The organism is Paenibacillus sp. S29, from assembly GCF_049319765.1.
Lineage (GTDB): Bacteria > Bacillota > Bacilli > Paenibacillales > Paenibacillaceae > Paenibacillus > Paenibacillus polymyxa_B.
Window position 1 is genome coordinate 410,290 of sequence record NZ_JBMOUI010000001.1, and the last position, 13,358, is coordinate 423,647.

15 protein-coding genes are annotated in these 13,358 nt (G+C 46.5%); 10 read left to right on the forward strand and 5 right to left on the reverse strand.

Features of this window, described 5'->3' with window-relative positions; all coding sequences use genetic code 11:
* The first annotated feature begins 1 nt into the window (after window position 1).
* The 10 genes from ACL9RM_RS01875 to ACL9RM_RS01920 all read left to right on the forward strand — a co-directional run bounded on the left by ACL9RM_RS01875 (window position 2) and on the right by ACL9RM_RS01920 (window position 9,980).
* A complete protein-coding gene (locus ACL9RM_RS01875; protein ID WP_013373571.1) occupies window positions 2-346 on the forward strand; it encodes a hypothetical protein in 345 nt (114 codons plus the stop codon).
* 175 nt (window positions 347-521) lie between these two features.
* Window positions 522-1,595: an ABC transporter substrate-binding protein gene (locus ACL9RM_RS01880; RefSeq protein ID WP_061830502.1), complete on the forward strand. Its 1,074-nt coding sequence runs from the start codon at window positions 522-524 to the stop codon at window positions 1,593-1,595.
* Window positions 1,595-2,524, forward strand: coding sequence for a nucleoside hydrolase (locus ACL9RM_RS01885; RefSeq protein WP_165177918.1), 930 nt, complete (start codon window positions 1,595-1,597; stop codon window positions 2,522-2,524). Before ACL9RM_RS01880 ends, ACL9RM_RS01885 begins: the two co-directional genes overlap by 1 nt.
* 27 nt (window positions 2,525-2,551) lie before the next feature.
* Window positions 2,552-3,373: an ABC transporter permease gene (locus tag ACL9RM_RS01890; protein WP_013312457.1), complete on the forward strand. Its 822-nt coding sequence runs from the start codon at window positions 2,552-2,554 to the stop codon at window positions 3,371-3,373.
* 6 nt (window positions 3,374-3,379) lie between these two features.
* Window positions 3,380-4,168 (forward strand): ABC transporter permease, encoded by a 789-nt coding sequence (locus tag ACL9RM_RS01895; protein ID WP_013312456.1) that lies wholly within the window; start codon window positions 3,380-3,382, stop codon window positions 4,166-4,168.
* Between the two features lie 16 nt (window positions 4,169-4,184).
* Window positions 4,185-5,243 carry an ABC transporter ATP-binding protein gene (locus ACL9RM_RS01900; RefSeq protein ID WP_061830494.1) on the forward strand — a complete coding sequence of 353 codons (1,059 nt, stop codon included), beginning with the start codon at window positions 4,185-4,187 and terminating at the stop codon, window positions 5,241-5,243.
* A 28-nt stretch (window positions 5,244-5,271) separates the two neighbouring features.
* Window positions 5,272-6,999, forward strand: coding sequence for an adenine deaminase C-terminal domain-containing protein (locus ACL9RM_RS01905; RefSeq protein WP_069290620.1), 1,728 nt, complete (start codon window positions 5,272-5,274; stop codon window positions 6,997-6,999).
* A 421-nt stretch (window positions 7,000-7,420) separates the two neighbouring features.
* Window positions 7,421-7,897 carry a Dps family protein gene (locus tag ACL9RM_RS01910; protein ID WP_023990827.1) on the forward strand — a complete coding sequence of 159 codons (477 nt, stop codon included), beginning with the start codon at window positions 7,421-7,423 and terminating at the stop codon, window positions 7,895-7,897.
* 150 nt (window positions 7,898-8,047) lie between these two features.
* Window positions 8,048-9,214: a nitric oxide synthase oxygenase gene (locus tag ACL9RM_RS01915; RefSeq protein ID WP_250266876.1), complete on the forward strand. Its 1,167-nt coding sequence runs from the start codon at window positions 8,048-8,050 to the stop codon at window positions 9,212-9,214.
* A gap of 307 nt (window positions 9,215-9,521) precedes the next feature.
* Entirely contained in the window at window positions 9,522-9,980 is a 459-nt protein-coding gene (locus tag ACL9RM_RS01920) for a hypothetical protein (protein WP_061830488.1), read from the forward strand.
* Window positions 9,981-10,049: 69 nt separating this feature from the next.
* Here the strand turns inward: ACL9RM_RS01920 and ACL9RM_RS01925 are convergent, their stop codons facing one another.
* The 5 genes from ACL9RM_RS01925 to ACL9RM_RS01945 form a co-directional block, all read right to left on the reverse strand.
* Window positions 10,050-10,487: an AbrB/MazE/SpoVT family DNA-binding domain-containing protein gene (locus tag ACL9RM_RS01925; RefSeq protein ID WP_013312449.1), complete on the reverse strand. Its 438-nt coding sequence runs from the start codon at window positions 10,485-10,487 to the stop codon at window positions 10,050-10,052.
* 186 nt (window positions 10,488-10,673) lie between these two features.
* Complete coding sequence (locus ACL9RM_RS01930; RefSeq protein WP_061830484.1) at window positions 10,674-11,393, reverse strand: 3-ketoacyl-ACP reductase; 720 nt, start codon at window positions 11,391-11,393, stop codon at window positions 10,674-10,676.
* Window positions 11,394-11,513: 120 nt separating this feature from the next.
* Entirely contained in the window at window positions 11,514-12,365 is an 852-nt protein-coding gene (locus ACL9RM_RS01935) for a DUF4097 family beta strand repeat-containing protein (RefSeq protein WP_061830482.1), read from the reverse strand.
* Window positions 12,366-12,369: 4 nt separating this feature from the next.
* Complete coding sequence (locus ACL9RM_RS01940) at window positions 12,370-12,921, reverse strand: DUF1700 domain-containing protein (RefSeq protein ID WP_250266875.1); 552 nt, start codon at window positions 12,919-12,921, stop codon at window positions 12,370-12,372.
* A complete protein-coding gene (locus tag ACL9RM_RS01945) occupies window positions 12,914-13,243 on the reverse strand; it encodes a PadR family transcriptional regulator (protein WP_061830478.1) in 330 nt (109 codons plus the stop codon). The genes ACL9RM_RS01940 and ACL9RM_RS01945 overlap by 8 nt, the downstream gene beginning before the upstream one ends.
* Window positions 13,244-13,358 lie beyond the last annotated feature (115 nt).

Sequence of the window (13,358 nt, forward strand, 5' to 3'; positions counted from 1 at the left end):
CATGACGCTGCTCGACAGTAACGAAAGCAAGAAGCGGATGTGCCAGATTTACAATGAAGTTTCAAAGGAACTGTTCGGCTTCGGGACCACGCTACTGCGGGCCACCGTTGAGAACAACATTGTTACCTTTGTGGCGAAGCACCGGCGTTCTCCACGCTCGGCGGCATTGGAAGTGGAAGCTCCCGGCTTGAAGCTGGAAGTGGATTTCCGAATGTCCATGCTGTACAAGAAGAGACTTCGCGAGAAGCTGATTGAGGATATGGAGCTCGATATAGAAGCTTTACTGCGTGATTATGATTCAGCAACGCAGTGGGCAATTACGAACATCATACTGAAAGAATCCTAATAAAATTGGATATTCGGCTTTTCGCTTCGGATCTATCTGAGGGGAGAACCTGTTATAACGCGCAGCGGGATCAACTTATTCTTTGTTTACGAAGAAAAGTATTCTTGTTTTACAAGAGTACTTTTCTTTTTTGTGTCATAAGGTGTGCATAATAAAAAAATAGGGGGAGTTTCATATGAAAAAATGGTTTAAAGGGTTTATGGCTGTGACCTTGGCATCCGTGGTACTGGCAGGTTGCGGCAGCAATGCTACTGGCGGTCAGACAGATGGAAAAGATGGTTCAGCTGATGGAAAAAAGAAACTAGTTATTTCCACATGGGGCTTTTCCGAGGACTTTTTTAACAAAGAAGTGTACGAGCCTTTTGAAAAAGAACATAACGTTGACATCGTGGTCGAAATTGGAAATAACGCGGAACGGTTGAACAAAATCAGTCAAGGCAGCACAGACGTCGATCTGATTTATCTGTCTGATTATTATGCCCAACAGGGAATCCAACAGGGATTGTTTGAGAAGCTGGATCGCAGCAAGGTGCCGAACCTGAACCAAATTTATGATATTGCCAAAGCGCCGCTGGGTGAGGAGTATGGTCCTGCTTATACGGTCGGGCGTCTCGGTATTGCCTATAATCCGGAGCTGGTGAAAAAGAATGTGACCTCTTGGGCTGACCTGTGGGGAACTGAGTTCAAAGGAAACGTGACTTTGCCGAATATTACGGCGACTGCCGGACCGATGATGGTAGATGCAGCCTCCAAGGTAGCGGGGAGTAAGGAGTTTAATGAAGACCAAGCCTTCGGAAAACTGAAAGAGCTGAGTCCGAATATCGTTAAGTTTTATAGCAAAACGTCCGAGTTCGTGAACATGTTTAGTCAACAAGAAATTGCGGGCGGTCCGATCATGGAAATGTACTTCAAAGATTTGCAGGCGGCTGTGCCAGGAGCGAAATTTGTAGCTCCTAGTGAAGGTGCTTACGCAGTCATGAACACGATTAATGTAGTGAAGGGCTCCGACCAGAAGGAGCTGGCTGAGGAATTTATCAACTGGCAGCTGAGCAAGGAAGTTCAAGAAAAATCCGCCAAGGCGAAGGTTGATTCTCCGGTGAACACGCAGGTGGTACTGTCGGGTGCGGATACAGAAGGAATTACGTACGGTACAGATGTAGTGAACAAGTTGACCAAGCTGGATATGAAGTTCGTTAACGATCATATCAAGGCATGGACAGATCGCTGGAACCGGGAAGTAGCACAGTAATGAAAAAGGTTATATTAGATGTAGATACGGGCATTGATGATGCGTTGGGTATTTTACTGGCCGCCAAAAGTGGTCAGTTGGATATCCAAGCGATTACTACAGTATGCGGTAATGTCTCACTTAAACAAGCAACATTGAACACATGCAAAATCCTCGACCTTTTGGATAGACCGGATATTCCGGTTTATCGGGGGGCGGAGGCTCCCTTAATACGTAAAGGTCTGCACGAGCACCGTGTCCATGGAGAAGACGGCATTGGAGGTGCATTGAGTGGAGTAGTCCCAGCGATGTCTGCGTCCGAAGGTTTTGCGCCGGATATCATCATCGATACCGTGATGGCTCACCGGGGGGAAGTGACGCTCATTTGCACCGGCCCGCTCACCAATTTGGCACTGGCGCTGCTGAAGTGTCCCGAACTGACGGATCACGTCGATGAGGTCATTTTTATGGGCGGTGTTATTCACGGGTGCGGCAATATTACACCTGTAGCGGAGTACAACATGTATGCTGACCCTGAAGCCGCACGGATCGTATTTCATGCAGGATTTGGTCGATTGATACAGGTGGGACTGGATGTAACACGGAAGGCTCTGCTGACTGCCGATCATATTGCTCGTCTGTCCCATCCTGCAATTCGTAATTATGTAGCTGAAAGTACGGCTGTTTATACCAAGCGTTATGAAGAACGCAACGGGGTAAAAGCGTGTGCGCTTCATGACCCGCTTGCCGTGGGTGTCGCATTGAATTCGAGGTTAGTAGATACCTCGTCGTTGTATGTCGACGTGGAAACCTCCAGTCGCATATGTGACGGACAAACGGTGGGCGATGTGCAGAACCGCCTCAATCATAGCCCCAATATGAATGTGTGCGAACAGGTGGACAGCGAAGCTTTTTTGGAGCTGTTCATCCAGGTGCTGAATAAGGAATAACATTTCGATAACCGCAAGGAGCTACCCATGAAGAAAACATACTTGTATTGGCTGCTGCTGCCAGGTCTGCTCTTTCTGGCGGTGTTCATGGTCATTCCGATTGTGTTGACGATCGGTTCGACCTTCGTACAGAACAGCTCATTCACCCTAGAAGGCTATCTCCATTTCTTCAAGGATCCTTATTTTCTGAAAATATTGCTGACTACGCTGGAAGTCAGTGTCGTAACGACACTCGTGTGCGTATTACTCGGCTTCCCGACGGCTTATTATATTTCGCAAAAGGCCCCGCGTCGTAAAGGTATTTTGCTTGCGCTGGCTATCTTTCCCTTATTGACGAGTCCAGTGGTGCGGTCATTCAGCTGGATGGTCATTCTGGGTCGCAAGGGGCTGTTAAATAACGTGCTCATCGGTTTAGGACTTGTAGATGAACCGCTGAATATTTTGTACACCCCGGCAGCGATGATTATTGGTCTGGTTCATTTGTTTTTACCACTGATGATTATTTCACTGATTGGTGTGCTCGAAAATATCGACGGTGATCTTGTTCATGCTGCTCAGAGCCTCGGGGCTTCCAGATTCAGCGCATTTCGTAAAATCGTATTTCCGCTGTCTGTACCGGGCCTGATCATTGGAAGCATTCTCGTTTTCGTAGGTAGCCTGACTGCATATACGACACCAGCACTACTTGGAGGAAAACAGCGGGTTATCGCTACATTTTTGTATCAGAACGCGATGACGCTAAACGACTGGTTTTTAGCTTCTGTTATTGCAACAATTATGATTGTTATTACATTTATCGTGGTCGGTCTCTTAAATAAGGCGGCCCATAAACTCAATCCGAAGGGGTAGGTGGATATGCGGGAGAAACATTACGGACTAGGCTTCTTTAGCCTGCTGGTCTTCATCTTTCTGCTCGGTCCGCTGTTGATCATATCGGTCACTTCTTTCGAGCCGGGCACGGTATTAAAATTTCCTCCGCAGGGCTTTTCTTTGCGCTGGTATGAAAATATTTTTGAAGTGGATTTGTTTATGTCCACGTTCAAAACGTCCATTGTCGTCTCTCTGCTAGGCAACATCTTGGCACTGCTGATCGGTATGCCTGCCGCCTATGCACTTAGTCGCTTTTCGTTTCGCGGGAAGGATGCGCTGAATGCTTTGTTCCTTTCCCCGTTGCTTATACCGGGTATCGTTCTTGGTTTTACACTGCTGCGCTATTTGATCATTGTTTACCATTTACCAGTATATGCTGGACTATTGATCGGACATACGGTGATTATGTTGCCGTTCATTATTAGAGTCATTGCATCCAGTTTGTCTAACTTTGATTTTGCGATTGAGGAAGCAGCGCTTAGTTTGGGGGCTGGACGGCTGGAAACCTTTTTCAAGGTGGTTCTGCCCAACATCCGCTCAGGTATTATTGCGGCTATCCTGATTGCCTTTCTGGAATCATTCAACAATGTCGACATCTCCGTCTTCATGACAGGACCGGGCTTCAGCACCCTGCCCATTCAAATGCTGACTTACGTCGAAAATTATTTTGACCCGACGATTGCAGCGATTTCGGTTATGCTGATGATTTTAACCGGTATCCTGATGTTCTTGATTGAACGACTGATGGGATTGTCTTACTTCACTAAAAGGTAATGGAGGCTTCAACCTTATGGCACTGCTTACTCTGGATCGCGTATCGGTCGCTTATGACAACCAACTGATCTTGCAGGATTTCGATTTGCAGCTCGAACGGGGCCAATTGCTCTCGTTGCTGGGACCGAGTGGTTGTGGCAAAACGACCACACTTCGTCTCATTGCAGGATTTCTCGAAGCTAAACAAGGAACATTTTTGTTTGGCGATAAGGATTATACTCGGGTTCCGGTGAATAAACGGAACTTCGGCTTTGTTTTCCAAAGTTATGCACTCTTCCCGCATTTGTCCGTTTTTGATAATGTTGCCTTTGGTCTGCGGTTACGTAAGGTAAAGGAAGATGATGTGAAACGCCGCGTTATGGCCATGCTGGATACGGTTAGCCTGGGGGGATTTGAGAAACGTTTCCCCGGTGAGTTGTCAGGCGGACAGCGTCAACGTGTTGCGATTGCGCGAGCGCTTGTGATTGAACCCGATCTGCTGTTGTTTGATGAACCTCTGAGTAACTTGGATGCTAACCTGCGTGTAAATATGCGTGTGGAAATCCGCCGTATTCAACAGGAACTGGGCATCACTACTGTGTATGTATCGCATGATCAGGAGGAATGTTTTTCGATTTCTGACCAGGTTGCGATTATGAATAAGGGGAACATCGAACAATTAGATGCTCCATCGACCATTTTTAAATATCCGACGACCGAATTTGTCGCCCGTTTTATTGGGTTTAATAATTTTCTAAGCTTTGACGAGCGTACTGAAGAAGGGGATCGTATTCGACTGAATACAGGCGATCTTTCGTTCGGCGTAGCGCGTAATCAGGGTACTGCCCAACCGGGTGCTCGTCAGGGCGCTATTCGCCCGGATGATTTGGTCATTCGAACAGAAGGCAACGAGACAGGGGAAAATGAGCTTCCCGGTATTATTAAAGTAAGTACTTACCTGGGGCGTAGCTATCAGTACGTGGTAGAAACGGCGAAAGGCAACTTTACGGCTAATCAGGAAATGGATACGCCTTACCTGAGTGGTCAGCGGGTTACCCTGCATTTTCCGGCAGATAAAATGGTGCTGGTCCAATAATCAGCGGGTTCGATGAAGGAGATACATCATGCGTGCAGACAAAATGATTTTACAAGTTAAGGTGTATAATAGTTACTACAAGACGTTCGAAGAAGGTAATGTAGCTATACTTAATGGCAAGTTTATGTATATCGGTCAGCGTGGTCTGGAGTCTTTCGAGGCTGCTGAAATTGTCGAAGGGCATGGGAAATATATGATTCCCGGCCTGATCGACATTCATTTGCATATCGAAAGTACCATGGTGACACCGGCAACCTTTTCCTATGGGCTGATTCGCAATGGGGTAACGACGATTGTACCGGAACCGCACGAAATGGCGAATGTTTTCGGATTGGAAGGCATCCAGGAAATGATGGAAGCCAGCAAAGATTGCGTGGCTGATATGTTCTACGGCATTCCAAGCTCTGTCCCGGCAACGCCGCTCGAAACCTCAGGGGGCGAAATTGGTATTCCCGAGATTGATGCGCTACTGCAAACCGGCGAAATGATCTGTCTGGGTGAAATTATGAACTATGTGGATGTCATTCGTGATCCGGAGAGCAAGACGAATCGCATCTTACGCCATGTTCGTGAGCACTACCCGGAGCTGATCATTGAAGGCCATACGCCGCAGCTACTTGATCTGGACCTGCATCAGTTGATCTATGCGGGAATAGGCTCGGACCATACTCACCAAAGTATTGAAGGTATGAAGGCGCGGATGGCTGCCGGAATGTTTATTGAAATCCAAGAAAAATCCATGACCCCTGAAGTGATGGACTATCTTATTCAGGAAGATGTGGCACAGCATTTTTGCTTCGTAACGGATGATGTCATGCCAGACTCTTTCGTAGAGCGAGGGCATCTGAACCATATTGTAAGTAAAGCAATCGGAATGGGCATGAAGCCTGAGGATGCCATTTATGCTGCTACGTTTACTCCTGCTGCACGGATGCGAATGCATGACCGCGGAACAATTGCACCGGGAAAAATAGCTGACTTTGTACTGCTGTCCGATCTTGGTCAATTTGATGTGGAGCAAGTCTATAAGGACGGACTCAAGGTATTCGATAAGTTCGAGGAATACCATCAAGCACCGATAAAAAGCCGCTTCCCCGCCCATTTTTATCAAAGTGTGAAGCTCAATCCGCTCACGGAACAGGATTTTACGGTAAAGATGGATGTAGCTGATGGCACACATCAATGTCGTATTATGATGGTCAAGGATGGCTCAACTTTTACGAGCGAACGGATTGCACCTGCACATGTGGAGCAGGGTGAACTGGTATGGGAACATGGTGAACATGGACTCATCGCTACGTTTGAACGGTATGGAAAGAATGGCAACCGTGCTTACGGTTTGATCGGGGGAGATACGATTAAACGTGGGGCAGTGGCAACCACCTATTCGCACGATAACCATAACTTGCTGGTCGTAGGGCATAACAAGCAAGATATGATACTGGCTGCGAATACGGTTTTATCCAGCCAAGGTGGCTTTTGCGTAGTTGAAAATGGCAAGGTGCTGTCCCATTTGCCGTTAACCGTAGGCGGGATTTTAACAGAAGGACCGCTGGAAATGGTTGCGGCCCATGTGAAGGAGCTTCGTTCAGCCTTGCTGTCGCTGGGCTACCGCCATTACAATCCAATCATGTCGCTGAGTACGCATTCTTTGCCGGTCAGCCCGGCCTTGAAAATTACCGATCACGGCCTGATTGATGTAAATGCTGGCAAGGTTGTATCCTTAATCGTGGAACCTTCAGAGATGCAAGAATAAAAAAAGAGCCGACCCTCTTACGGGCCGGCTCTTTTTTTGTCGTGGCTAGGTATGAGGTAGTAGGTTATGGACTTTGCCTACAATACAGATACTTTAGCAGACAAAATTAACATCTTCTTTACTCCTATTGATGTAACCTATGTATAAAAGATAAATAAGTCTTGATTCTGGATATCCTATTGCCTATAGAGTTTGATTTACAATCAATTCACGTAATCTTCATGATTTAAACCGAATTAAGACTTGAAAAACATCGACACAGTGTTATAATTAAAACAGGATTTAGATTAAGTCTAAATTAATTAATAAATATTTATTGGATTCACGCATGGAATTTTGAAGAAAATCAGACACTACTGTTAACGAGTATCCAAGCTTTACACCAACTATATTTTGAATGAAAACGAGAGGGGATTTTAACATGAGTACATTAAATCATACGAACGCACCTACACAAGAGGCTATTCAAGAATTGCACAAGGCATTGAATCGTCAGGTAGCTACCTGGTCTGTATTGTATACGAAACTGCATTATTTCCACTGGTATGTGAAAGGACCTAAATTCTTCACACTGCATGCTAAATTTGAAGAGCTTTACAATGAAGCAACAGCTAATCTAGATACGATTGCTGAACGTTTGTTGGCTATTGGTGGCCGTCCGGCTGCGACCTTGAAGGAGCATTTGCAACTTTCAGCTATTCAGGAGTCCGCAGGTGAGCAGACAGCTGACGATATGGTGAAGTCCGTTGTTGCTGATTTTAAAACCATCACTGTTGAACTGGCTAATGGGATGGAAGCAGCGGAAGCAGCACAGGATAAAGCGACAGAGGATCTTCTTAACGGCTTGAGAGAAGCAATGGATAAACATATCTGGATGCTGAGTGCGTATTTGGGATAATTAATTGGTGTATATTTCCATGTATATGGAGATCAGGTGAACAAGATACACATCCCGTTGGTTCCAGTCTGCCACTGGAGTATAATGACGAGAAGGCGTGGAAGACCACGGGCTCTAGAGTCATGGAGCTGCCGGGATGGGGTGTATGTTATGGAAGTAAAACAACAGCTTTTGCATGAAGCGGAGCAGTTTATATATACATGTTATGAGGAGCTGGGCCGAAGCCGCGATGAAGCGGAAGCCCGGCTTCTTAATATTCGTTACGACATAGAGGCTACGGGAACGTATGATCATACTTACGAAGAGCTGGAGCACGGAGCGCTCATGGCTTGGCGCAATAGCAATCGTTGCATCGGGCGCTTATTTTGGGACAAGCTTTTGGTCAGGGATGCGCGGGGCGCATCAGATGCGACGGAGGTGGTCAGCGAGCTTCTGGAGCATATACGCATAGGAACGAATGGCGGTAAAATTAAGCCAACGCTTACTGTATTTCGCGCCTCCAAGCCAGGGCAGCCGAATATTCGCATCTGGAACCATCAACTCATTCGTTACGCTGGATATGAAACCGATCAAGGGATCATCGGGGACCCGATCTCGGTGGATTTTACCAATGCTTGTAAAGACATGGGCTGGCAAGGGGCGATGACTCCTTTTGATATTTTGCCACTGGTTGTGGAAGCGGGTGGGCAGCCTCCCCAGCTCTTTGATATTCCTGAACATTTGGTGATGGAGGTAGCCATTGAGCATCCAGAACTTTCGGGTTTCGCTTCCTTGGGATTACGTTGGTATGCCGTGCCTATGATTTCGGACATGACGCTGGAGATTGGCGGTATCATCTATACAGCGGCTCCCTTTAACGGCTGGTATATGGGAACAGAAATCGGCGCCCGTAATTTTGCGGATACCTTCCGCTATAATATGTTGCCACAGGTGGCTAAGCTGATGGGGCTGGATACGACGAGTGAAACAACGCTTTGGCGTGATCGGGCGCTGGTGGAATTGAATATTGCTGTGCTGCATTCTTTTAAAAAAGCGGGAGTCAGCATTGTCGACCACCATACCGCAGCGGCACAATTCAAGTTGTTTGAGGAACGAGAAGCCAAGGCTGGGCGCGCGCTGACAGGCAATTGGACATGGCTGATCCCCCCGCTATCCCCGGCGACAACGCATATTTTTCATAGTTCCTATGATAATCGGCTTGTGAAGCCGAATTTCGGAGTTCAAGAGAAGCCGTATACGTCGAGACAGGCTACTAGTACAGCAACAGACACAGTGCTTCAGCAGAAGCGCCAAGGCTGCCCTTTTCATTCCGGATAACGATGGGAATGACCTAATGGCTGGATTAGGACTCCAGCTTATCCCATGCAACGATAAATAGGGTAGCCAGTGGCCCTATTAATAGGGAGAGCAGAAACTAGTTTAGCCCGCTCCGATTTTTGGACTGTGCCAAGCCGGCATTAATCAGGGCAAGCGTTCCCCAACCTATATAATAATCTTCTGACATGGTATTCTCCTTTGTAAAAAGGTATAATATCGTACTGTATATGGTATGAACACATCCATGATTTCATAAATTTAAAGTAAATATAACTTTATATATCCTGGTTTGAGGAGCGAAGCTAAGTTGGAAAGAAATCAGGCAGAGCGCATTGTCGCTGAGCTGTTGGAACGGGCTGCTATAGGTGTGACAGTCAAGCTGGAGAAACGTTTTCCTGGTGGAAGGCTGATTGGGGGCAAGTATGCCATGAATGCTCACGCCATTACCATGTATACGGATGTTATTGAAACACAGTGTGTACAGATGTTCGGCAGCGTTGATCGAGTTGAGGAGTATTTTACGGTTGTGCTTGCACATGAGATCGGGCACGCCGCCGATACGGAATTAGTGGACCTCTCCGATGCGTTGGAGCAAGAGAACGGGATAGGGACCCGGCAACGACTTGCGCTGCAAATTGAAGAAAACGCATGGAATTATGCGCTTAGACTGGTGCCTGAAATAGAAGCAACCTTTATTTCTGCCGTAATAGACGAGTCCTTGCTGGCCTATCGGGTCCCGGTTATAGAGCAGTCCGACATTGCGTAACGATGATGATCCAAGAGCCGTCAGGCTCTTTTTTTGTTGATTAGAACAGACGAGATCGGGTCGGATGATTTAAAGAAGTAGCTTTTTAAGCTGCGACACGCGTCCCTGGGATAGTTCGAGCATTTCGGCTAATTCTTTTTGAGATACATTAGGATGCTCCTGCATGAGCTGTTTTAGTTTATTCAGGAGATCATTCTGATTTCTGTAACTCCTTCTTTTCTTGGGCTGGACAGGACGGGATTCACTCAAATGACTGGAAGGATTATCGCTCTTCAGATTTTCAATACAACTTTTACATATCAGATGATCCCTAAAATAGCTCAAATGATCTACGGCACCACAAAAATAGCAAGAAACCCCCGTATACTTGCGAATCATCAGTCCCTCTGGGGTAATAAAAAAATCGAGGGCATCTCCAATATTAATATTCATAGAATTGCGCAGCTCCTTGGGCAGCACAATGCGGCCCAAATGGTCTAATGGCCGTGTCATTCCTGTGTTCTTCATCATTTTTCCCCTTTCCTGAAATGCGCTTATAGTTGTAGGAATTGTATGTATATATGCTGGAAGTACAAAGCGCTTATATTACAGTTTGTTTTGGTATAGCTATGCTGAAAAAAAAGCTCCGGCATGACGAACAATTACGTCTGCCGGAGCATTGTACAGCCAATGAATCTAAGATGTCATGTCGAATTACTGTGGGTTGGTTGTCCAAATACCGGCTACTTTTAATTGAACCCGTGGAGGCAGTTTCAATGCGGCTAATGTCAGATCGGCCAAATCCTGCGGTTGAAGCATGCGATCCTCATCACCAATAGACAATCCTGCGTTTGCCGCCAGTTCTGTATTGACAGTACTTGGAGTCAGCGCGGTGACGCGAATATTGGATTTGCGAACTTCCTGCATCAGTGCTTCCGTGAAGCCCATCAAAGCAAATTTGGATGCGCAATATGCCGAGCCTGTTGCAAAACCTCGTTCTCCTGCCGTCGAGGAAATATTAATAATGTTTCCGCTCTTTTGTGCCAGCATGCTTGGAAGAGCAGCATGTGTGACATAGTAGGTTCCCATCAGGTTTACACGAATAATACGTTCCCACTCTTCGGGGTCCATATCTGCGACTGTGCCAAAGGTAGCAATGCCTGCATTGTTGATCAAAATATCGACAGCACCCAACTCGTGTTCCAGTGAAGCTACAGCGGCAGCGGCCTGTGCGCGATCCGATATATCTGCAACAGCACTCACCACTTTCACACCGTATGTACTCCCCAGCGAATCCTGCAGCTTTTGCAGGTCAGTCAATGTTCGAGAGATTAATCCCAGATTAACGCCTTCCTTGGCTAAAGTTTCGGCAATTGCTTTACCGATTCCTTTGCTGGCTCCTGTAATAATGGCTGTTTTATTCTTAAGTTCCATCCAGTCTCCTCCTTTTTACTCCATAACGTGGTTGTGCATGTGAGCACATGGTTACATTATACAAGGTTAAACTCATTGAACCAAACTTCGCCTCTGATGAGGTATTCATCTAGAGGTCTCCTATTTGGAAATATTAATATCCCCTGAGGTGGTTTCTACCTTTATCACGTTCACACTACCGGGAACAGATTCGGGAGTATCTATACTCCCAGAGTCAGAGTGGACATTATAAACACCTTTAAAATCGGGAGCTTGTTTAATCTTCACGTCACCAGAATCAGCATTCACTTCCAAGTTGGCTACGGCACGTTGCGTAATATTTGTCTCCCCTGAGGTTAGGGAAATAAGGCCATTACCGCTATAATCGCGGATGGTAACATCGCCTGAAGTAAGCTTCAACTCCATATCTGCTGCAAGCTGACTGGCTGTAAAATTGCCGGATGTTAAATTTGCGATCAGGTGGGTACTTTGGAGGTTTGTAATCTCGGCAGTGCCTGAAGTAGCGGTGATGGAAGTATTCTGCACGGAGGCATCTTGAAGTTTTACATTCCCTGAATGTGCATCTACCTGTAGGTCAGTTAGTGTTTCGCCGGAGGGCATCTCTACGGTAATCGTTTGATCCAAATCAGGGGTGATCGAAAGAAATGACAAGGAAGCGGCCGGCTCCGATTGAATCGTAAGCTTACCGTTCTCAATTCGGGCATTATGAATTTGGTCGGCTACCTTTGTCTGAACTTCTCCACTAATGCGTATCGTACCTTGGTCGCCAGAGCCGGGAGTAAACAAAATAGAGACATCATCAGAACTGTCCACTTTCAGCTTCTGTAGCTGACCACGTGTGAACGTCCATTTTTTGTTAATCGCAGTTGTTTCCTTCATGACTTGTTGACTCCATGGGGCACCGTAAGCCACCATTCCGGCTACACCGATCACAATGCACAGACCTGCTGCAATAAACCACTTTTTATTCATGTTGTTAGTAAGCTCCCCTCAGGGTAGTCTGATTCCATTTCCAGTATCGTACTGTGCCTTTGACCATAAGGAGTAAGAGATAACGTACTCCAGGCAGCAGCAATAGACCTATACCCGTCATCGTGATAGAGAAAAAGAATTTGGCCGGGTAAAAGGTGCTGTTCAGCGCATAATCAGTAACGGCGAGAAGGGGGGCTGCAATGAAGCTGACCGCTACCACGGTCAATGAAACCCATACTACCCATAGGGTAGCCATAATCGGGATGGAGATCAGCAAGTTGAGAAACAGCAGTCCTAAGAAAGTAAAAAGATTGCGTGCGAAGCTTCCCTGGCGAAGCGGAGGAGAAGCGTTCCAGGCTGCATTGGGATCATCCAACGCTTCTCGGGCAATATCCTCTGGGTTACCCAGCTCATTGGCAATCTCACTTTCGCTTTTTCCATTGACCAACCCGTAGTCAAAATGCTGGCTCAAATCACTAAGCAGCTCATTGCGTACCTCTGCAGGGAGAGGAGAAAGACGCTGCTCCACCTCTGTAAGAAACTGTTTTCTATTCATCGGAATTTCCTTCCTCCAGTAGGCTTGCGACATGATGGACAAAATCATTCCATTCCCGCGTAAGTATTTTTGTATAATGGCTTCCAGTATCAGTCAGCCGATAATATTTACGGGGAGGCCCCTCGGTCGATTCCTGTAAATACGTTGTGCAGTATCCTTCTGATACCAGACGGCGAAGCAGTGGATATAGGGCTCCCTCAGCTACTTCAATATGACGGGAGACGGCTTGAGCCAACTCGTAGCCATAACGGTCTCTGCGTCCAATTAGAACTAGAACGCACAGTTCCAGTACCCCTTTTTTGAATTGGATGTTCACATTCACGAGCGGTGCTCCCTTCCTGGATGTTATCAATGATTCATAGGTGTCGTTCGGAACAAGGGGAAGAAACGTGTGTTTGTGCTTAATTTGTCACGGGTACTAATTATAGAACAGTAGT

What these genes read in the sequence shown, in the direction of transcription:
- ACL9RM_RS01895 (WP_013312456.1), top strand. Translation starts at nt 3,380, where the DNA reads ATGCGGGAGAAACATTACGGACTAGGCTTCTTTAGCCTGCTGGTCTTC.
- ACL9RM_RS01910 (WP_023990827.1), top strand. Translation starts at nt 7,421, where the DNA reads ATGAGTACATTAAATCATACGAACGCACCTACACAAGAGGCTATTCAA.
- ACL9RM_RS01900 (WP_061830494.1), top strand. Translation starts at nt 4,185, where the DNA reads ATGGCACTGCTTACTCTGGATCGCGTATCGGTCGCTTATGACAACCAA.
- ACL9RM_RS01915 (WP_250266876.1), top strand. Translation starts at nt 8,048, where the DNA reads ATGGAAGTAAAACAACAGCTTTTGCATGAAGCGGAGCAGTTTATATAT.
- ACL9RM_RS01925 (WP_013312449.1), bottom strand. Translation starts at nt 10,487, where the DNA reads ATGAAGAACACAGGAATGACACGGCCATTAGACCATTTGGGCCGCATT.
- ACL9RM_RS01890 (WP_013312457.1), top strand. Translation starts at nt 2,552, where the DNA reads ATGAAGAAAACATACTTGTATTGGCTGCTGCTGCCAGGTCTGCTCTTT.
- ACL9RM_RS01905 (WP_069290620.1), top strand. Translation starts at nt 5,272, where the DNA reads ATGCGTGCAGACAAAATGATTTTACAAGTTAAGGTGTATAATAGTTAC.
- ACL9RM_RS01935 (WP_061830482.1), bottom strand. Translation starts at nt 12,365, where the DNA reads ATGAATAAAAAGTGGTTTATTGCAGCAGGTCTGTGCATTGTGATCGGT.
- ACL9RM_RS01940 (WP_250266875.1), bottom strand. Translation starts at nt 12,921, where the DNA reads ATGAATAGAAAACAGTTTCTTACAGAGGTGGAGCAGCGTCTTTCTCCT.
- ACL9RM_RS01880 (WP_061830502.1), top strand. Translation starts at nt 522, where the DNA reads ATGAAAAAATGGTTTAAAGGGTTTATGGCTGTGACCTTGGCATCCGTG.
- ACL9RM_RS01930 (WP_061830484.1), bottom strand. Translation starts at nt 11,393, where the DNA reads ATGGAACTTAAGAATAAAACAGCCATTATTACAGGAGCCAGCAAAGGA.
- ACL9RM_RS01875 (WP_013373571.1), top strand. Translation starts at nt 2, where the DNA reads ATGACGCTGCTCGACAGTAACGAAAGCAAGAAGCGGATGTGCCAGATT.
- ACL9RM_RS01885 (WP_165177918.1), top strand. Translation starts at nt 1,595, where the DNA reads ATGAAAAAGGTTATATTAGATGTAGATACGGGCATTGATGATGCGTTG.